This is a genomic window from Clavibacter vidaverae, assembly GCF_047529985.1.
GTDB lineage: Bacteria > Actinomycetota > Actinomycetes > Actinomycetales > Microbacteriaceae > Clavibacter > Clavibacter nebraskensis_A.
On record NZ_JBLJAM010000001.1, the window covers coordinates 1804400 to 1825109 of the forward strand.

General features: G+C 69.0%; 12 protein-coding genes. 3 read left to right on the top strand and 9 right to left on the bottom strand.

Features of this window, described 5'->3' with window-relative positions; genetic code table 11:
- Positions 1 to 24 precede the first annotated feature (24 nt).
- Entirely contained in the window at positions 25 to 1125 is a 1101-nt protein-coding gene (locus ACMT9T_RS08465; protein WP_414745125.1) for a threonine aldolase family protein, read from the top strand.
- Positions 1126 to 1201: 76 nt separating this feature from the next.
- Here ACMT9T_RS08465 and ACMT9T_RS08470 read toward each other — a convergent pair whose 3' ends face one another.
- The 6 genes from ACMT9T_RS08470 to ACMT9T_RS08495 form a co-directional block, all read right to left on the bottom strand.
- Positions 1202 to 3934 (bottom strand): phosphoenolpyruvate carboxylase, encoded by a 2733-nt coding sequence (locus ACMT9T_RS08470; protein ID WP_414745126.1) that lies wholly within the window; start codon positions 3932 to 3934, stop codon positions 1202 to 1204.
- Between the two features lie 104 nt (positions 3935 to 4038).
- Entirely contained in the window at positions 4039 to 5310 is a 1272-nt protein-coding gene (locus ACMT9T_RS08475) for an MFS transporter (protein WP_414745127.1), read from the bottom strand.
- A 55-nt stretch (positions 5311 to 5365) separates the two neighbouring features.
- Positions 5366 to 6166, bottom strand: coding sequence for an NAD-dependent epimerase/dehydratase family protein (locus ACMT9T_RS08480; RefSeq protein WP_414745128.1), 801 nt, complete (start codon positions 6164 to 6166; stop codon positions 5366 to 5368).
- 86 nt (positions 6167 to 6252) lie between these two features.
- On the bottom strand, positions 6253 to 7200 hold the full coding sequence (locus ACMT9T_RS08485; RefSeq protein ID WP_414745129.1) for a carbohydrate ABC transporter permease: 948 nt from the start codon (positions 7198 to 7200) through the stop codon (positions 6253 to 6255).
- Between the two features lies 1 nt (position 7201).
- On the bottom strand, positions 7202 to 8146 hold the full coding sequence (locus ACMT9T_RS08490; RefSeq protein ID WP_414745130.1) for a carbohydrate ABC transporter permease: 945 nt from the start codon (positions 8144 to 8146) through the stop codon (positions 7202 to 7204).
- A 6-nt stretch (positions 8147 to 8152) separates the two neighbouring features.
- A complete protein-coding gene (locus ACMT9T_RS08495) occupies positions 8153 to 9409 on the bottom strand; it encodes an ABC transporter substrate-binding protein (protein ID WP_414745131.1) in 1257 nt (418 codons plus the stop codon).
- A 258-nt stretch (positions 9410 to 9667) separates the two neighbouring features.
- Here ACMT9T_RS08495 and ACMT9T_RS08500 point away from each other — a divergent pair, with 258 nt between their 5' ends.
- A complete protein-coding gene (locus ACMT9T_RS08500) occupies positions 9668 to 10945 on the top strand; it encodes a Gfo/Idh/MocA family protein (protein ID WP_414745132.1) in 1278 nt (425 codons plus the stop codon).
- A gap of 53 nt (positions 10946 to 10998) precedes the next feature.
- Positions 10999 to 12054, top strand: a complete 1056-nt coding sequence (locus ACMT9T_RS08505; RefSeq protein ID WP_414745133.1) for a LacI family DNA-binding transcriptional regulator — start codon at positions 10999 to 11001, stop codon at positions 12052 to 12054.
- On the opposite strand, the gene ACMT9T_RS08510 is transcribed toward ACMT9T_RS08505, so the two are convergent.
- Genes ACMT9T_RS08510 through ACMT9T_RS08520 form a run of 3 tightly spaced genes read right to left on the bottom strand, consistent with a single transcriptional unit; the run spans position 12051 to position 20240 of the window.
- Entirely contained in the window at positions 12051 to 12743 is a 693-nt protein-coding gene (locus ACMT9T_RS08510; protein ID WP_414745134.1) for a hypothetical protein, read from the bottom strand. The genes ACMT9T_RS08505 and ACMT9T_RS08510 overlap by 4 nt on opposite strands.
- A 60-nt stretch (positions 12744 to 12803) precedes the next feature.
- Entirely contained in the window at positions 12804 to 13502 is a 699-nt protein-coding gene (locus tag ACMT9T_RS08515) for a hypothetical protein (RefSeq protein WP_414745135.1), read from the bottom strand.
- 9 nt (positions 13503 to 13511) lie between these two features.
- Positions 13512 to 20240, bottom strand: coding sequence for an RHS repeat-associated core domain-containing protein (locus ACMT9T_RS08520; protein ID WP_414745136.1), 6729 nt, complete (start codon positions 20238 to 20240; stop codon positions 13512 to 13514).
- Between the last annotated feature and the right edge of the window lie 470 nt (positions 20241 to 20710).

Here is a 20710-nt window from a genome sequence, read left to right on the forward strand (position 1 = left end):
CGTCGGGTAGGCGAGGATGGATCCGTGACCGACGCCACCGCCGCCTCCCCCGTCTCCCCCCTCCAGCTCCACGACACCGCCGCCCGCGGGTTCGCCTCCGACAACTACTCCGGGATCCACCCCGAGGTGCTCGAGGCCATCGCGGCCGCGAACGGCGGGCACCAGGTCGCGTACGGCGGCGACGCCTACACGGCCCGCCTCCAGGAGGTCGTCGGCGAGCACTTCGGCCGCGGCGCTGAGGCGTTCCCCGTCTTCAACGGCACGGGCGCGAACGTCACCGGCCTGCTCTCGATGCTGCCGCGCTGGGGCGCCGTGGTCTGCGCGACCACCGCGCACATCAACACCGACGAGGGCGGCGCCCCCGAGCGCGTCGCCGGCATCAAGCTGCTCCAGGTGCCCACCGAGGACGGCAAGCTCACGCCCGAGCTGATCGACCGCGAGGCGTGGGGCTGGGGCGACGAGCACCGCGCGCAGCCGCTCGCCGTGAGCATCACGCAGACCACCGAGCTCGGCACCGTCTACACGCCGGCCGAGGTGCGGGCGATCGCCGACCACGCGCACGAGCGCGGCATGCGCCTGCACATGGACGGCGCCCGCCTGTCGAACGCGGCCGCGACGCTGGACGCGCCGTTCCGCGCGTTCACGTCGGACGCGGGCGTCGACGTCGTCAGCTTCGGCGGCACCAAGAACGGCCTGCTCTACGGCGAGGCGATCGTCGTGCTCGACCCCGAGGCGTCCGAGGGGCTCACCTACCTCCGCAAGCTCAACATGCAGCTCGCCTCGAAGATGCGGTTCGTGAGCGCGCAGCTGCTGGCGCTGCTCGGATCCGAGGTCGACGGCGTGCCGCTCTACCTCCGCTCCGCGCGCCACGCGAACGGCATGGCCGCGCGACTCCGGTCGGCGCTCGACGGCGTGGACGGCGTCGAGTTCACGCAGGAGACGCAGGCGAACGGCCTGTTCGCGATCCTGCCCGAGGGCGTCGCCGACCGCCTCCGCGGCGAGTTCCGCTTCTACGACTGGGATCCGGCCCGCCGCGAGGTGCGCTGGATGTGCTCCTTCGACACCACCGAGGACGACATCGACCGGTTCGCGGCGGCGATCCGCCGGGAGGTCGGGGCGGCGTAGCGCGCCCACCCCACGACGCACGACGGCGGCCGGCCCCCTCGGGGACCGGCCGCCGTCGCGTCGGTGCGGGCGCGGATCAGCCCGTGTTCTGCAGCCCCGCCGCGATGCCGTTGACCGTGAGCAGCAGGAGCCGGTGGTCCGGATCCGTCGGGTCGGCCTGGCCGGGAGCGCCCTGTCCCGCCGCGTCGGAAGCCGACGTGCGCAGCGCGCGGAGGGCCCGCAGCTGCAGCAGCGAGAGCGCGTCGACGTACGGGCTGCGCAGGCGCACGGCCCGGCGGAGCACCGGCCGGCCCTCGAGGATCTCGCCGCGGCCGGTGGCCTTCCGCACCCACTCGCGCGTGAGCTCCATCTCCTCGGTGACGAGCGCCGCGAGATCCGGCCGGTCGCCGAGCGCGAGGTAGCGCTCCGCGAGGCGGCCGTCGGTCTTGGCGAGCGACATCTCGACGTTGTCGATCATCGACGTGAAGAGCGGCCACTCGTCGTAGGCCTTGCGGAGCACGGCCTCGTCGCCGACGGCGGCCAGCGCGGATCCGAGGCCGAACCAGCCGGTGAGGTTGATGCGCGCCTGCGTCCACGCGAACACCCACGGGATCGCCCGCAGGTCCTCGAGCGACTCGACCGACAGGCCGCGGCGGGCGGGCCGCGAGCCGAGCGCCAGCAGCCCGATCTCCTCCATCGGCGTGACCTGCGCGAACCACGGCGCGAAGCCGGGCGCCTTCACGAGCTCGAAGAAGCGGGCGCGCGAGGCCTCGTCCATCGTGCGGACCATCTCGGCGGACCCCTGCGCGGCCACCGCGTTGCGCTCCTCGTTCGAGGGCGCGGAGGCCAGCAGGGTCGCCGCGGCCATCTGCTCGATGTGCCGGGCGGCGATGCGCTTGTCGCCGTAGTGGGCGAAGATCACCTCGCCCTGCTCGGTGAGCTTGAAGCGGCCGTCGACGGATCCCGGCGGCTGGGCCCGCACGGCGCGGTCGGCCGGCCCGCCGCCCCGGCCCAGAGCGCCGCCGCGGCCGTGGAAGAGCGTCAGCTCGATGTCGTTCTCGCGCGCCCACGCGGCGATGCGCGCCTGCGCGTCGAACAGCGCGAACGTCGCGGAGACGGGCCCGACGTCCTTCGACGAGTCGGAGTAGCCGAGCATGACCTCGAGCTTCCGGCCCGTGGCGGCGAGGCGCGCCGCGACCTGCGGCAGCCGGATCATCGCGTCGAGGATCTCGGTGCTCGCGTCGAGGTCGGCGAACGTCTCGAACAGCGGGATGACGTCGAGGACGGGCGCCTCCTCGGCCGAGCCGAGCGCGAGCGCGGCCAGCTCATGCACCGTGCGGATGTCATCGGCCGACTGCGTGAACGAGACGATGAAGCGCGAGAACGGCGCGACGCCGTGCCGCTCCTGGAGGCGGGCGAGCGTGCGGAACACGTCGAGCACCTCGACCGTCATGGGCGCGAGCTCGGGGCTGGCGTCGCCGGACGCGTCCGCCGAGGCCACGGCGAGCACCTCCCGCAGCGCCTCGCGGTGCACCTGCGAGTGCTGGCGCACCTCCATCTCGGCGAGGTGGAAGCCGAAGGTCTCGGCCTGCCAGATGAGGCCCTGCAGCTCGCCGCTCGCGATGCGGTGCGCGCCCGCGCTGCGGAGCGAGGCCTGCAGCACGCGCAGGTCGGCGAGCAGCTCGGCCGCCGAGGGGTAGGCGATGGGATCGTCGTGGCGCTCGCGCGTGGCGGCGAGGCGGTCGGCGATCACGAGGAGCACGCGGCGGTGCAGCTCGGCGGGCGCGCGCGTGCCGATGCGGGCGGTGAGGTGCGGCGCGAGCGCGTCCTGCGCGGCGGCGAGCTCGCGCAGCTCGGGGCTCGGCGGGGTGTCGGCGTCGCCCAGGGTGAGCGAGCGGCCGACGCGGAGGGCGACGCGCTCGAGGCCCAGCAGGATGTGCTCGCTGGCGATCCCCGCGGCCTCCTCGGTGACCGCCGCGGTCACGTACGGGTTGCCGTCGCGATCCGCGGCGATCCAGTTGCCGAGCCGGAAGAAGGCGGGCGCCACCGCGTCGCGCACGCCAGCCTCCTCGCCGAGCAGCCAGTCGTCGAGCAGGCGGTAGACGCGCGGCACGACCTCGAACAGCGTCTGGTCGAACACGCCCATGGCGGTGCGCACCTCGTCGAGCGGCGTGGGCCGGGTGGTGCGGAGCGGCGACGTGCGCCACAGGCCGTCGATCTCCTCGAGCAGCCGGCGGTCGACGTCCTGCCCGGTGAGCGTGCCGGCCATGGCGCCGTCGCGCTCGGTGAGCAGGTCGCCGATGCGGCGGATCCCCGTGGCCACGGCCCGACGCCGCGCCTCGGTGGGGTGCGCCGTGAGCACCGGGTGGAAGCGCATCTCGCCGAGGCGGCGCATGGCCTCCTCGCGGCCGAGCTCCTCGGTGAGCTTGCCGACGGCATCCGGGATGGAGTCGGGCACGAAGCCGGACGCGGCCTCGCGCTCGCGGAGGACGCGCACGCGGTGGTGCTCCTCGGCGAGGTTCGCGAGGTGGAAGTAGCAGGTGAACGCGCGGGCGACCTGCTCCGCGCGCTCGGGCGTGAAGGTGGCGACGAGGCGCTCGGCGTCGTCGATGGAGGCGTCGCGCGCGCTCTCGTACGCGTCGATCACGAGCTCGCGGAGACGCTCCACGTCGCGGAGCAGATCCTCCCCGCCGGACTCGCGGAGCACCTGGCCGAGCAGGCCGCCCAGGTGGCTGACGTCGGAGCGGAGAGCGGGCTCCACGGCGTCGCGGGTGCCGTCGCGGGTGGAGTCGTGCTCGAGGGGAAGCGGCTTCTTCGGGGGAGTCGTCACGGTGACGAGGATACGGAAGGCAGGGGGTGGATCCTGCGCATGACGTCCGAGGACGACCGCGGCGGCCACCGATCCCGCTGTGGAGGAGGGCCGCCGGAACGGGATCAGGCGGCGGGCGCGGCCGTCCGGTGCTCCCGCGGCATGCGCAGCAGCGCGTATGCGGAGGCGGCGAGCAGCAGCACGGCGCCCGTCGCGAAGGCCACGGGGAACGACACGGCGTCGGCGAGGTAGCCCGCGACGAGCGGCCCGACGATCGCGCCGAGGTCGGAGACCATCGAGAAGACGGCGACGGGACGGCCGCTGCGTCCACCCGCGGCATCGCCCACCGCGGCGCCCGGCGCCGTGCCCATGAACGCGGCGGCGGCGCCGAAGACGCAGAGCAGGATCGTGAGCACGAGCACGTTCGGCGCGAACGGGATCGCGACCATCAGCACGCCGGCGACGGCGAACGACCCGACGATCGCGGGCCGGCGCCCGACCGTGTCGACGAAGCGGGCGGCGGGCGCGAGCGCGAGGGCCTGCACGACGGCGGCGCACGCGAACGCGATGCCGGTGGACGCGGCCGGCGCGCGGATCACCTCGACCACGAGCAACGGGATCAGCGAGCTGCGGACGCCCATCGACGCCCACCCGTTGCCGAGGTTCGCGAGCAGCGCGCCGCGGTAGCGGGTGTCGCGGAGGACCTCGCCGAAGGCGCGCGGCGGCTCGGCCGGCCCGGAGGCGGCGGCCGGGCCCGTGCGCTTCGACAGCAGCAGGAGCCCGATCACGCTCGCGACCGCGAGGGTCGCCGCGTAGAAGAAGAAGGGAGCGGTGAGCGAGACGGTCGCGAGCACGGCGCCGAGCGCGGGCCCCGCCATGCCGCCGATGAGGAAGCCGCCCTGGTAGAAGCCGATAGCGCGGGCGCGGCGGGTGGGATCCGTCGAGCCGAGCAGCAGCGTCATGGCCGCCACCGAGAACATCGCCGAGCCGATGCCGCCCGCGCCGCGGAGGAGCAGGAGCTGCAGGTAGTCCTGCGCGAGGCCCGCGAGCCCGGAGGACAGGGCCACGATCGCGAGGCCGATGGCGAGCACGGTGCGCTCGCCCGTCCAGTCCATGATCCGCGCGACGAACGGGCTCATCACGAGCCGCATGAGCGCGAACGCGGAGATCACCGCGCCGATCTCGAAGCTGCCGACCCCGAAGCTGCGCGCGTAGACGGGCAGCACGGGCACGACCACGCCGAAGCCGACCATCACGAAGAAGGCGATGATCCCGAGGACGAGCACGTCGCGCGGCAGCTTCCCGCGGGCGGCGCGGGCGGGGCCGCGGGTGTCGGGCATCGAGCCGTCGCCGGGCTCGGGGGTGCGTGCGGATCCCGCACGTCGGAAGCTCCGCATGCGTTCAGCGTACGGCCGCCCGGCGGCTCCCCCGACCGCTCGCGGGCCGCCTGCCTCACCCCATGTCGGAGCCCAGCTCCACCTCCGTGAAGATCGACCCGATGCGCACGCCCGCGGGCGGCGAGGTGTCCGCGCCGAGCTCCGGGAAGCGGTGCGCGAACATCTCGGCGTCGTCCTGCGGGGAGTAGCCGATCGCCTCGCCCGCCGCGAGCGACACCCAGCGGCGGGTGTTGCGGGAGACGCCCCACACGATCCGGTGGCCGGGCTCGTCGAGGCGGAGCACGGCCTCCACCAGCCGGGCCGCGTCGCCCGCCGAGAGCCAGGTCGAGATGCTGCGGGCCTGCGACGGCTCGGGCTCGGCCGTCATGATCCGCACGCTCACCACGACGTGCCCGTGCCGGTCGGCGTAGAGGCTGCCGAGCCCCTCCAGCAGCACCTTGCTGAGGCCGTAGAAGGTGTCGGGGCGGGGCGCGGGGACGTCCTCGCGCGCAGCCTCGGTCGCGAGCAGGAAGCCGACGGCGTGGATGGAGCTGGCCGCGAGGATCCGCGGCACCCCCGCCCGCACGACCGCCTCGTGCACGGCGTGCGCGCCGTCGTTGTTGACCCGCTGGATCGCCTCCCACGGCCGCTCGGCCGCGTGCGCCGCGAGGTGCACCACGAGGTCGGATCCGCGGAACGCCTCCGTGCACGCGTCGACGTCGGTCGTGTCGACGATCGCGCTGGTCTCGCCGTCCGCGAGCGGCGTGGGCGGCGCCACCACGTCGAGCAGCCGCAGCTCGTGCCCGGCGGCGAGGAGCAGGGGGCGGATGCTCGTGGCGATGCGCCCGGATCCTCCCGTGATCGTGATCGTGCCCATGCGGATCCCCTCGTCGTCGAAGCGCCGCGCTCCCGCGGCCGTCCTCCCATCCTGGCGGGAGGCCGGCCGCGCGAGGAGGGTCGGAGTCACTTCTCGGCGCCGGCCACCATCCCCTTGATGAAGAACCGCTGCAGGAAGAGGTACGCCACGAGCACGGGCACCACGGCCATGAGCGACGCCGCGGCGGCCGCCCCGAGGTCGCTGCTCTGCTGCCCGAAGAACGCGGCGATCGCGGGCGCGATGGTCCGCACGCCCGGATCCGTGAGCAGGTACCCGGAGAGCGCGAACTCGTTCCAGACGGCGACGCTCGTGAGGATCACCACGGTCGCCGTCACGGGCTTCAGCAGCGGCAGCACCACCTGCAGGAACACCTGCATGGTGGAGGCCCCGTCGAGCGCGGCGGCCTCCTCGAGCGACTCCGGGATCGATCGGATGAAGGCGCTGTAGAGGAAGATCGCGAGCGGCAGCTGCGTGGTGACCATCACGAGGATCACGCCCCAGTACGTGTTCGTCGCCCCGAGCTGCGTGAGGAACGAGTACAGCGGCACGAGGATGCTCAGCGGCGGCACCATGATGAGCGCCACGATGCAGGCGAACACCAGCCGGTTGAGCCGGGTCGCCCGTCGGGCCAGCGGGTAGGCGGCGAGCGCGCCGAGCACGCACGTGATCGCCGTGGCCGCGACGGTCACGATGGCGCTGTTCCCGATGGCGCGGAGGATCCCCCCGTCGAGCGCCGCCGCCCGGAAGTTGTCCGCCGTGAGCCGGGTGAACGGGAGCGCGAACTGGATGGCCGGGTCGCCGGGCGAGCGGAGCGCCGTGGTCACGGCGATCCAGAACGGCAGCAGCTGCACGGCGCACATGAGCGCGAGCGCCGTGCCGAGCGCGATCCGGCCGACGCGCTGGCCGGGCGTCCGCGTGCCGGCGGGACGCGAGCGGTCGAGGTCGCGGGGCGCGTCCGGCGCTCCGCCCGCGCCCGCCTCCTGCTCCCCCGCGTCGACCGCGGCGTCCGGCCGGGTGGTGTCGAGTGCGGTCATGTCATGCCTCCAGTCGGCGGCGGTTGAGGACGGTGTTGAGCACCAGCGTGAACACGACGATGACGACGAACAGGGCGACGCCCATGGCCGACGCGTATCCGGCGCTCTGGTTGTCGAAGTACGCCTTGCCGATGAGGGTCGACACCGAGTTGGTGGAGTAGCCGGGCCCGCCGCCGGTGAGTACCTGGATCACGTCGAAGAGCTTCAGCCCGCCGATGAGGTTGAGCACGATGCTCGTCGCGAACGCGGGCTGCAGCAGCGGCAGCGTGACGTGCACGAACCGCTTCCACCCGCCGGCACCGTCGAGCATCGCGGCCTCGTGGTACATCGCCGGGATCGACTGGAGGCCCGCGAGGTAGATGATCATCGAGATCCCCGCGAACTGCAGCGAGTTGACGAGCACCACCACCGCGATCGAGGTGGTCGCGTCCGCCAGCCAGGCCTGACGCTCGCCGCCGAGGGCGATGACGACGTCGTTCAGGGTGCCCTCGTTGTACTGGAAGAGCAGGTAGTACATCGTGCCCATGATCACGGGCGAGACGAGCACGGGCAGGTAGATGATCGCGCGCATCGCCATGCGCCCGCGGATGGCCTGGTCGAGCGCCAGCGCCAGCCCGAGGCCCAGCACCTGCTGCACGATCGTGGATCCGAATCCGTAGACGAAGGTGTTGAGGAGCGAGCTCCGGAACACGTCGTCGGTGAGGAGCCGGACGTAGTTGTCGAGGCCCGTGAACGTCATGGTCGGCGAGTAGCCGTCCCAGTTCTGGAACGACAGCATGACGCCGCGGACGAGCGGGTAGGCGGTGAAGGCGCCGAGCAGCAGGACCGCGGGGAGGTACAGGACGTTGACGCCCGGCCTCGTGGCAGCCCCGCCGGCGCGGCGCCTGCGCACCTGGCCGGGGGGACGGCGCCGCCCGAGCGGGGGCGCGACGGGGGTGCTGGCCATCGGCCGCTACTTCCCCTGGCCGTGGAGGCTGGTGAAGTCCTGCTCCACCTGCGACACGGCCTTCGCGACGTCGGACTGGCCCGTGATGACGGAGTCGGTCGTGGTCACCAGGGTGTTCCACATGCCGTTCGGCAGGTGCACGCGGTCGAAGTAGGGGACGAGGGGCGTCTTCGCGCCGGTGACCCAGGTGTCGTAGCTGCCCTGGAGCGGGCCGAGGTCGGAGGCGGCGTCGGTGAGCCCGGGCGCGGATCCACCCGCCGCCGCGAGCTTCGCGTCGTTCGCGGGCTCGGCCAGGTACGCGAGGAAGGCCTTCGCCTGGTCGAGGTGCCCGCTGGTCTTCGAGACACCGAACGCGTTCATCTCGCCGCCGATCAGGTACGGGTCGCCCGTGGAGCTCGGCACCGGCATGAAGCCGAGGGACGCATCCGGGCTGGTGGTGAGCGCGTTGTTCGCGACCGAGTTCTGCTGGAAGACGAACGCCGCCTGGCCGGCGCCGAGCGCCTTGGACATGTCGTCCTGCGTGGCGGAGGAGTAGTCGGGATTCACGTAGCCGGCGTCGACCCAGCCGGCGATCCGGTCGAGCACCTTCGCGTACGCGTCCCCGTCGAACGTCCCGGAGGAGAGGGACTCGAGCTGGGCGTCGGTGTACTGGCCGGGCGCGATCCAGTCGACGAGGTTGCCGGCCGGGCCGTTGGCCTTGCCGCTCACCTGCACCACGGTGATGCCCTTCGCGTGGATCTTCGCGGCCGCCGCGTCGAACGCGTCCCACGTCGTGAGCGATGCCGGGTCGACCCCCGCATCGGCCAGCACGTCGGCGTTGTAGAGGACGCCCGCGATGTCGGTGTCGATCGGCAGCGCGTAGATCGCGCCGGACCCGTCGCGCATGGCGGCGTCGAGCTGCGGGTTCACCTTCGCGGCCCACGGCTCGTCCTGCAGCGGCGCGAGGAACTGGGCGTAGCGGTCGCGCGACCAGCCGTGCGTCATCCAGATGTCGGGCACGTCGCGGGAGGCGAGCTTCACCTTGAGGTCCTGCTCGTACTGCGTGCTCGAGGGGATCAGGTCGATCTTCACCTCGGGGTTCGCCTGCTCGTACGCCTCGGTCAGGGTCGTGAGGGTCTTCAGCTGGTCGGTGCCCTGGGCGAAGCCGGTCTGCATCTGGATGGCGCCGTCGGATCCCGCGCCCCCCGCGCATCCGGTGAGCACGGCGGCGGAGGCGACCACCGTGGTGAGGAGTGCGCCGTAGCGCAGGATTCGTGACTTCATCGTCGGCCCTTCGTGGCTGCTGACCGAGGGCGCGAGGGGAGCGGCTCGTCGGTGAGCCGCGGCGTCGCCGGTCGGTGGGCGCGAATCTACACGTGTAGCTATCGGAGGGCAAGGTTTCGCGATCTGCTCTGTCTGCCTCGGTGTCCGGGCCGTCGACCTGGGTTGTCACGAGTAGATCGCGCGTGCCAGACTTCCCGGCACAACGCCGTCGACGATGCCCCGGCTTCGTCGCGACGGCGCTGCCGCACCCGCTGAGCGATGACGCTCACCATCGAAAGGCCTGCCATGTTCTCCCTCGGGATCGTCGGCGCCGGACAGTTCGCCGGCCAGTTCGCCGCCCTCTTCAAGATCCACCCCGACGTCGACCGGGTCCTCGTCACGGACCTGCTCCCCGAGCGCGCGGAGGAGCTCGTCGCCCGCGAGGGGCTCGACGGCGCCGTCGACTCCTTCGACGCGCTCCTCGAGACCGACGTCGACGCGGTCGCGCTCTTCACGCAGCGCTGGACGCACGGGCCGCTCGTCGTCCGCGCCCTCCGCGCCGGCAAGCACGTCTACTCGGCCGTGCCCATGGCGATCTCGGAGGAGGAGATCGCCGCGATCATCGAGGCCGTCCGCGAGACGGGCCTCACCTACATGATGGGCGAGACGAGCTACTACAACCCCGCCACCGTCTTCGCGCGGAAGAAGGTCGCCGAGGGCGCGTTCGGCCGGATCTTCTACGCCGAGGGCGACTACGTCCACGACATGGACCTCGGCTTCTACGCCGCGTACCAGTACAGCGGCGGCGACGACTGGAAGCGCACCGCCAGCTACCCGCCCATGCACTACCCGACGCACTCCATCGGCGGCGTCCTCGGCGCGATCCCCGGCCACGCCGTCAGCGTCAGCTGCATCGGCGTGCGCGACGACCGCGGCGACGGCGTCTTCGACCGCGAGGTCAGCCAGTTCGACAACGACTTCTCGAACGCGACGGCGCTGTTCGAGCTCGACAACGGCGGGGTGATGCGGATCAACGAGATGCGCCGCGTGGGCTACCCGTCGCAGATCCGCGAGTCCCGCTTCCGCTACTTCGGCACGGAGGCGAGCCTCGAGCAGATCGCGACCGTGAGCGTCTGGCAGGACAAGCACGACGTGACCGACATCTCCGAGGAGCTCACGACGCAGCCGAGCATGTCGCTCGACGATCCCTCGCTCGCGCACGTGGCGCCCGAGCTCCGGGAGGCGTTCGTCTCCGGGTACGCGCCCGTGCACGACAAGGACCGGCTGCCGGAGGTGTTCCACGGCGTCCCGAGCGGGCACGAGGGCAGCCACCACTTCCTCGTGGACGACTTCGTCCGCGCGGTCGTCGACGGCACCCTGCCGCCGGTCAACGCGTGGGTCGCGGCCCGGTACACGATGCCCGGCATCGTCGCCCACCGCTCCGCGCTGCAGGGCGGCGAGCGCCTCGACGTGCACGACTTCGGCGACGCCCCCGCCGACCTGCCGATCACGGCCCCGGCCGGCTCCGCGGATAGGATCGCAGCAGGATCCCGCTGACCGGCGCGACGTCGGGTCGCCGGGACCCGGTCGGGCAGGGAGGAGCGAGGCGCATGGCGACCTCCGCCCCCCTCCCGCGAGACGCGGTCCGCCCGCGCGGCCAGGTCACCCGATCCGACGTCGCCCGGTACGCCGGGGTCTCCACCGCGGTCGTCAGCTACGTCGTCAACAGCGGGCCCCGGCCTGTCGCCGAGGCCACGGCCGAGCGCGTGCGCGACGCGATCCGCGTGCTCGGCTACCGCCCGAACGCGAGCGCCCGCGCCCTCCGCACCGGCAGCACGCAGATGCTCGGCCTCGTCGTGCCCGAGATCGGCAACCCGCTGTTCGCCGAGATGGCGATCGCCGTGGAGCAGTGCGCGGCCCGGCGCGGCCACGCGGTGCTGCTCGTGAACAGCGAGAGCGACCCGCAGGTCGAGCGCACCCTGATCCGCTCGCTCACCGCGCGGCAGGTCGACGGGATCATCATCAGCACCGTGCAGCACGGCAGCGCGGTGGTCGACCTGCCGACGCTCGGCGTGCCCGTGGTGCTGCTCAACACCTTCTCCGCGCAGGACGGCGTCGAGACGGTCGGCGTCGACGCCCGGGAGGGCGCGCGGCTCGGGGTCGAGCACCTGATCGGGCACGGCCACCGGCGCATCGGTCTCATCATCGGCGGCGGCGAGGTGGAGGCGCGTGAGCACGGCTGGCAGGACGCCACCCGCGCCGCGGGGCTGCCGGACGGCCCGCTCGCCCGCGAGCCGTTCACGCGCGAGGGCGGCTACCGGGGCGCGCTCCGGCTCTTCGGCGGATCCGATCGGCCGACCGCGCTCTTCGCGAGCTCGGACATGCAGGCGGTCGGCGCCCTCCGCGCGCTCGGGGAGCTCGGCCTTCGGGTGCCCGAGGACGTCGCCGTGCTGTCCTTCGACGGCACCGACGAGGCCGAGTACGCGGCGCCGCGGCTCACGGTCGTGCGGCAGCCGGTGGAGGAGATGGCCGAGGAGGCCGTGGCGCGCCTCATCGCGCCGGATCCCGAGCGGGCACCGCACCACGCGTCGTTCACGCCGACGCTCGTGATCGGCCGGTCGTGCGGGTGCGCGGCGGCGCCCGCCCACGGCTCCCCCACCGCCTAGCGCGCGCTCCTGCCGGTGTCGGCGATGCCGTCGGCTCGGAGTCGGGCGATCGCTGCGAGCTGGGCGTCGAAGTACTTCGACTCGGGGTAAGCGCAGAGCAGGGCGTCTTCGTCGCCGCGCTCCATGAGTGTCGCGATGGAGATGTCGAAGGTGGTCTGCTCGCCACGGAGCCAGGTGATGTCGCGGCCGATGACGTCCTCGAGTCGGACGACGGCGTGGAGCTCGGGGTTGAGGATCATCCTCGATGCTCGGTAGCCGCGGACTTCGAAGTCGCCGCGGGCTCGTGAGATGTCGATGGAGTAGTGCGGGCTGGTGCGGTCGTGTTCCAGCACAGCGGCTCGATAGATGCGGCTGAGTTCGCCGCCGAGCAACAGCGATGGTTCGAGGATCGTGGAGCCGCAATCGCCGGTGAAGGTGACCCGGTCATAGGTGCATCCGGTGAAGAACATCGAGGAGTCGTCCTTGCGGAGTCCGTGCACCGCGACGTCGGTGATGATGCTCGCCTTCGTAGGACTCCATTCCAGTTTGACGTCCGTGAAGGTCAGCCGTTCCAGTCTCGGGCGGAGGGCGAGATCGGCGGATCGTCGTGTGTGGCACTGCCGGAACGTGGTGCGCGTCCACTCGCGGTCGCTGATCACGGTGCCGGGTTCGAGCCAGATGTCCTGGATGACAGTCCGTGGAGAGGGCATGACTCGCATTCATCTAACGAAGACATCCCGCAAGAGCGGGCGCGGCACAGCGGCCGGCGCTCATGCGCGACTGGTGGGTGCGACCGTATCCGCTATGCCCTCCGCGCGAAGACGAGCGATCGCCGCCAGCTGCGCATCGAAGAACTTCGATTTCCTATAGGCGCACAGTAGCGCATCCTCGTAGCCACGCTTCTTCATGTCCGAGATGGTGATATCGAAAGTAGTTTGCAGGCCTTGTAGCCAACTCAGATCCCGCCCAATGGCATCCTCAAGGCGGACAATGGCATGCAGCTCTGGATTGAGAATCATCCTAGATGCTCGGTAGCCGCGGAACCAGAATGCTCCGCTCGCACGAGAGATGTCGATAGAATAATTCGAGCTGACGCGATCATGGGCGAGCACCGCCTGCCGGTAAACCTCATTCAAATCACCACCGATCAACAGCGACGGGTCGAAGACGGTCGAACCGCAGTCCCCGGTGAAGACCACCCGATCATACGTGCAACCCGTGAAGAATTTGGAAGAGTCGTCTTTTCGGATTCCATGCACCGTCACGTCGCTGATAACGCTGGCATTCGCGGGGCTCCACTCAAGTTTGACGTCAGTGAGCTCTAGGCGTTCAAGCCTTGGGCGGAGAGCAAGATCCGCCGAATTTCGCGCTCGACATTGCCGGAATGTCGTTCGCGTCCACTCCCGGTCGGCGATGACCGTACCAGGTTCCAGAGTGATGTTTTCTATGACAGATCGAGGGGTGCCCATGCTTCGATCCTACCCACCAAAGAGTTGCGTCAGGTAGCGTGCGAACTGACGCATGGAGTACGTCGCGATTCGGGTCTCATCCACCTCAGGCCGGGCCAAGTGCCGTGCCAGAGTACTTGGGGTGTCCGTCGTCATCTCGTACCCCAGCCCGTCGGGCTTGCCGACGAAGTCCACGGGTGAGTTCCCACCAACGTGCTCGAAATACGTATTAACATCGTCATCTCTTTGCACTATCCGCTCTAGCGCTTTGCCGATGTTGGGCCTTGCCAGGAATGGTCGCGTCGCCTCCGCCGCCTGCTCATCGGGGGAGATGAGATCACGAAGTGCGTCGGTGTTGTTGCTGAGCCGGTCGGCTTCGCGAGTCACCACGCGCTGCAGGATCTGGGATAGCGTCTCGCAGCCGACGGAGGTGGATACCTGCCCCGGCTCACAGCCCCCGTTGCCTGCCGCGCTAGTGCTCCCACTCGTTGCTGGTGCCTGCGACTGTGCCTGACTGGCGTTCTGGACCACGGTGGTGTTCTGTCGCGCGGCGGGAAGGACCGCCGTGGTGAGGCTGGGAATCGCGGCGGCGGGAGAGCAGGACGTGAGCCCGCTGCTACCGATTCCCGCGCAGCTTCCGTATACAGCTGCCCCTACTGGGACGACGCCGGTGCGCACCCAGGCGGGGGTCCCCATCTCGAGATTCGCTTCGAAGGCGTTGAGCTGCGCTAAGGATTGATTCAGCGCATCCAGCGACTTCTGGAACTGTGACATGGACGCATCGAAACCGGCGAATGTTGCCGCCAACCCCGACAGATCGATGTTGATGTTGATGGGGCCGATCTTGGGGATGTTGAGCGGGCCGATCTTGGGGATGCTGAGCGGGCCGATTCGCGGAAAGCTGCCTGAGTGAACAGCTGAATTCGATGCCGATCGCCAGGAGTCCATATAAGAGTTCGGAACGCTCCCGTGCGTACCCACCGCATGCCCTTGCCCACTATCCGACTGCGCGCCGTATAGGCACTCTTCTGTCGTGGCGCAACGAAGACCCACGCCCAGCAGAAGCCCGCCCACGGCGACACCGAGCACACCGCCGACCACCGTACCGAGGCCCGGTTCGCCGAAAGATCCCATCTCCGCGCCTTCGACTGCTCCCGCGCAGACGATCGCGACAGGGCCGACGCAATTTCCCTCGGGATCCGCATTCGTCGTCGGGTTTCCCGCGCCATAGCTGTAACGCGACTGCTGGTTCAACGGCAGCGCACCGCGGTCGCGGGACAGGAAGGAGCCCGATCCAGCGTCGTACCACCGGGATCCCATATGCGTCAGCCCGTCGGAGGTGACTTGAGACTGGAATCCGAGGGTACTGGCCATGCTGCCGCCACTCGCGATGCGGGCACCGAAGGGGTCGTAGTCGGTGCTCCCGGTCAGGGACGCTCCAGAGAGCTCTGCGGTCAGGTCACCGTGGGCGTTCTGAACCACCTGGGCGCCGTCAACCCGAGTGAGCGTTCCGTCGGCCGAGCGCTGCAACTTGGTCGAGCCGATTGTGGCCGGCTCCGATGTCAGTCCGGCGTACGTGAGACCTTGATCACCGCTCTTCGTCAGACGACCCACGGCATCGTAGGAATAGGAGTTCACGCCGTCACCGCTCAGCTGACCGAAGGGGTCGTAGGTGTAGGTGGTCGTTGACGGGCCGTCACTCACCGAAGCCAGTGATCCGGCGGCGGAGTAGTTGTACGTGCGGCTGCCTGCCGTGAGGAGCTCGCCCTGCTGGTTGTATGTTCTCTTTTCTGCGCCGACCTGCGTCGCCCGCTTCGCTCCATCCCACGTGATCTGCTCCTGTGTCTTCCCGGGAGCCGTCCACGAGCTCAGCTGCTCGTCGGCGTCGTAGGTGTACCCGGTCGTTCCGCTTCCGGCTGCGGTGCTGGGGCTGATCACGGTGGAGGTGAGATTGCCATTCGCGTCCCACGTGTTGACCTGCCCGTACAAGTTCGCTCCGGATGCGTCTTTGACGGTGTCCGCCAGGACATCACCGACCGCATCGTGACTGATGGTGCGTTGCGTGGAGCCGCCCGAGGTGATCGTGCGCACACGGCCGGCATTGTCGTAGACGTAGCTCAGCTTCTCGCTGGCTCCGTCCGTTGCCAGGACCTTCAGCCGCCCAGCCGGGGTGTAGGTGCTGGTGGATCTCCCGGCGGCATCAGTGCGCGAGGTCTCCTTGCCATCAGCGTCGTATTCGAAGGTCGCGTTGCCGTCTGGGCCGTTCGCTGACGTGATGGCGTCGGAGTCGTCGTAGGTGAGGGACTCGAGTCCGCCGCTGGTGCTGAACGTGATCAGCCGGTTCGCGGCGTCGTATCCGAAGGTTCGGGTGGCTGTCGACCCGGCCGCGGTGGCCGTCTGTCCGGTGACGTTTCCGGCCGTGTCGAACGTGTTCGTCACCTTCGAGCCGTCAGGCGCGGTGGCGCTCGTCCTGTGCCCGACCGCGTCATAGGAGTAGGTGCGGGTTCGAAGGGCTGCGTCTTGCTGGCTAGCCGTTGCAGGCGCTGTCAGCGTCGCGAGATCGCCAGCCGGCGTATACGTCGCCGTCGTGCTCGCGCCAGTCGGATCGGTGTATCCGGTCTGTCTCCCTTTCAGATCGTATGTCGCGGTAGCTGCTGCTTGGCCAGGGGCGGTGATGCTCGTGAGATGGCCAGCCGCGTCGACTCCCAGGGCAGTGATATTGCCACGGGGGTCGGTTGCAGATATCTGGTTGCCCGCTGCGTCGTATCGCAACGCCTCCGAGCGCACGACCTTGCCGTCGGCTCCTGACACGGACGATGCGGTGGCTCTTCCACGTGGGTCGTAGCCCACCGTCTGGGTCGTGCCGACGCCATCGATGGTGGTCGTCCTATCACCCAACAGGTCATAGCCGTAACGCGTCGTCACCTTGTCCGGGTCTGAGACGGATACCAGTTGACCGAACGCGTCGTTGAGTTCGGTAGTGGTGCCACCGCCCGGGGTCGTGGTCGTGCGACCGTAGCCGGAGTCGATGTAGTCGAAGCTCGTGGTGCGGTCGTCCGTCCCGAGTGGAACGCGTAGGTGCAGGGTGCTGCTGGTCAGGCGGCGCAGCCCGTCATAGGTGGCGGTGGTGTTCGCGCCCGAAGGGGTCGTGCTGCTGGTGACGTTGCCGGCCGCATCGTAGGAGCTGGTGGATACGCGGCTCGCACCGCCAGCACTCGACGCCGGCGAGGTCGTGCGCACCCGGTTCCCCGCCGAGTCGTAATCGAAATTCGTCGTCGCTCCGTTGGCATCGGTCACGGAGAGGACGTCACCGGCCGCATCGTATGTCGCGTTCGTGGTGGCCGATTTGCCGCCCTTCGAGTGCGACGGATCGGCTTCGGTCACGATGTTGCCGTTCTTGTCGAACGTCACCGTGGTGACCGCGCCCGTCGCGTCTCGGATGGTGTTCTGCCGCCCGAATTCGTCATAACCGAGAGTCGTCACCGCGGTCCCGGCAGAAGTCGGGGGTGCGGTCCGCGTGGTCGGCAGGTCGTCGGCGGCGTACCCGAACCTGGTCGTGTGCGCCGGGTCGCCCGCCTCGGAGCCGTCGGGGTCGGTGACGCTCATGAGGCGTCCTGCAGGGTCGTGCTGGTACCACGTCGTGGTCGCGTCCTTGCTCGACGCGCTGGTCCGTATCGTGTCGCTGGCCATGGCGCCGGCGGGATCGTAGGTGAGCTGCTCAGTGCGGAGTGCCGTGCCGTCTGCGGCGAGATCACTCGCGCTCAACTGGTCCCCGAGCGCGTCGTAGGTGTACCTCGTATCCCGCGTGACCGCGTCGGCTCCACGTGGCTGAGAGGTGTCCTTGATCTCCGTCGGCTCTTGGAACTGGTCGTAGGTGACCGTCACCACGTGCTTCGCATCGTTCGTGGACGCCTGCGTGATCTGGCCGTAGGCGTCATATGCGTACGCGGCGACGGAGAGATCCTCATGAGTCCCGTCACCGGCAGGAACGCCCTTCGCAGTGATCGTGGCGACCAGGGCGTCCGTACGGTACGTGTAGACGTAGGTCTGGCCGCTCGCGTCGGTGCGGGTCGCCAGTTGACCGGAGGGCGCATACGTGTCGGTCTCGAGGGTGCGGGAATTCGTTCCACCGCTGTTGGGCGTCCGGTAATCCACCGCGCTGGTGAGCCGATTGCCTGCTTCGTCGTACGTGTACCGGGTGGTGCTACCGCGGGCGTCGGTGTCGGTGCTGAGGTTGCCCGAGGCGTCGTAGGTGAATGCATGGAGCTTGTCGCCGCTGGGTTCGGATTCTGTGAGCCGACGACCGAATGTGTCGTATGTGTAATTGTGGGTTCGGGCGTCGTTCGATGCTGCGGAATCGGTGCTGCTCAGGACATTGCCGTTGTCATCGTAGGTGTAGAGCCGCGTCACCTGGCGCTTTGCGCCCGAGATGCTGTCGATGGACGAGGAGCCTGTGCTGGACGCGAGTCGCCCATCGGAGCCATAGCTGTAGGCAGTGCCCTGATACGCGCCGCTCCCGTGCGGCATGGCCAAGGTCGTCCTGGTGAGATCACCGAGCGAGTCGTAGGCGAATGCACGTGTCAGACCGCGCACGTCCACTTCCATTGCCAGCTGCCCGTACTTGTCGTACTCGAACGACTCGGTGGTGCCCGCCGCATTCGTGGTGCTGCTGACGAGCCCGGCGGGCACGGATCCGCCGCCGACAGCGCTCTCAGCACCGCTGGTATAGGCGTATGTCGTGGAGCGCTGCGTAGCTCCGCCCGGGCCATTGAGGATGGCGACGACGCGCCCAGCCGAGTCGTACTGATACGACTGAGCGACAGTATCGATGCTGTAGTCACCGCGCACAGAAGCGGTAGCCAGCTTTCCTGCCCCATCACCCGATTTGACGTAGGTGTATTTCTGCGTACCGAGTGAGTCAGAGTGCTGGATCAGATGTCCCGCTACGTCATATACGGCCGCGAGGAACGTGGAGTCGGAATTCATAGCCGTCATGCGACCCGCGATATCGTACGTCCAGTTCGTCGCGGCTCCAAGGCGAGTACGAAGCCCTACAGGCTCGCCGAATATGTTCGTGGTGTACGTCTCGACCGCGCCACTCTGCTTGGTGACGACGATCGTGTCGCCTCGCTCTCCGGGGCTTGCGGAGAACTTGGTCGTCCCCGATGCGTCGGTGATGCCCGTGGTGGCACCGTCGGTATAGCTGATCTGCGTCTGCGGGTTACCGGCGCTGTCGCCCATCGCCCTCAGGAGAGGCGTGCTGTCGGCGGTATAGCCAAAGCTGTGACAGCCTCCATGCGTTCCCGAACGGCACACTTTCGTGAGAGTGGTACCCGAGTAGGTATAGGTCCAAGATGCCGCAGGGGAGGTGATGGGCGGAACGGCCGCAGGTGGTGCTGTGATCGGTGTGGCACTGGTGTATGCGGTCGCTATCTGCGATCCGCTCCACACGAACCCGATTGAGCGACCCGATGTGCGATCTGTCAAGGCGAAGACCTGACCGGATGAGCGCAGGACATCGGTTATCAGTCCCTGTCCGTTGGTCATCGACGTCAGCGTGTTCGAGGTGAAGGAGTATGAGTTCCCCCCGGCGTCCGTGAGCACGAAATTGCCATTCGAACCCGTCAAGGCCATCCCGGCGTTCCGAGAGTCGACGCTGTAGCTGCCGTCGGGGTTCAATCCGAACGCGACTTCGTGTCCGTCGCCCATCCGGACGGTCTCGCCGATGCTGTTGTCGCTTATCAACATGTCCAACACGCTCGACCAGCCGACCCCAAAGGATGACGCGTTGGGGTTGGTGGAACTGTATGTCCTGCTCAGTGCGAGGTTGCCGCCGGCCGACGATGCATTCGCGTCAGTCGACGTGGTGCTGTAGTGGCGGTCGCCGAGGTCGACGCCTGCAACCGCGGTAGCGATAGACGATGAACCGTAGTACGTCCCGGTCGGGAGCGGCACTATTTCACCGAAGGACCAGTTCTGATTTCCTACCTGGTAGACGTACGGGTTGTCGCGGACATTAAGTGACCACACGTAGTTTGCTGATCTGTACAGCACGCCGTCGGGTATCGTGTAGTTGCCGTCGGTCAACCACCCGGAATCAGCAACCTGAAGCCCCTTTTGGCAGGACGTCGCAGAAAGGCATGTGAAGACCTGGAAGTCGTATTGATAAGGGTCGGCGCCTGCCATGGTCGTGTGTCCCGAAAGGGCCGGTGTCAGCGATGTCGTCGTGGATCCGTTGGCCGGGGAACTGAGTTGCGACCAGGCGGAACCTTTACCCGGGTCCTGAAGAGCAGCACCGGTTGCCATGGAATAGGCGACGCTTCCTGATGAGAAGAAGAACGGGTTTGATTCCTCCTTGACGCCTACGGTCCATGTATACGTGGTGTCCGGCGCCAGTTGGCCATCGGGGACCTGCCAACTCGATGCGTCGGTCCAGCCGGAGTCGACGGCCGTCCCGCTTGTGCAGGCAAATCCGTACTGGTTGATCTTATAGGCGGGGCAGATCAGAAACCGGTACTGCGGCTTCTTGAAATCATCTATGCCGGACGCCGAGGCGGTGAGGACCGGTGTGGTTCCGACGTTGACCGCCCCATCGCCGGGCGAAGCCGGGACCGCTTCCGAATTGGTCGGGACCATGTTGGCCTGAGCCGACTCCATCACCGTCTTCGATGAACCCTCCGCATTCACCACCATCGGGGCGTCCGCTATCGCCATGCGCCCATCGCGCTTCTCCGGTGCCGCCATCTTCTGCGTAGACAAGCGTCGAGTCGCGGGGTGGGCGCCTGGGGACGCGTCCGCCGCCACAGGGACGACCCCCTGCTCAGGTGCGGGCAAGTCAACATGCTGCTGCTCTTGCACAGGTGAAGGGGTGAGCTTCGGCCCATGACCTGCCGTGCGGTCCGCAGCGGGAGGAGGGGGTGTCGAAGGTGAGGAAGCCAACGTGGACGCCGACGTCCCGTGCATGGATGCTGCCGCCTCAGTGAGTGCGCTCGGGGTCGGGACGTTCGGCGTGATGGCGGGCAGCTCAGGCGCCGTAGCTGTTGGCAGGCTGGTGCCACTGAGCGAGGCTGGTGCGGCACTGACCTGCGAGGCGGAAAGCAGCTCCCCCTCGTGAGTCGACGCGGAGGCAGGAGCGACGAGGCAGTTCGCGGACAGGGCAACGGCGGTGGCCAGGGCCACGAAGTGCCCGTAGGTGTGACGGCGCATCGGGTCTCTCTCATAGGAACCTC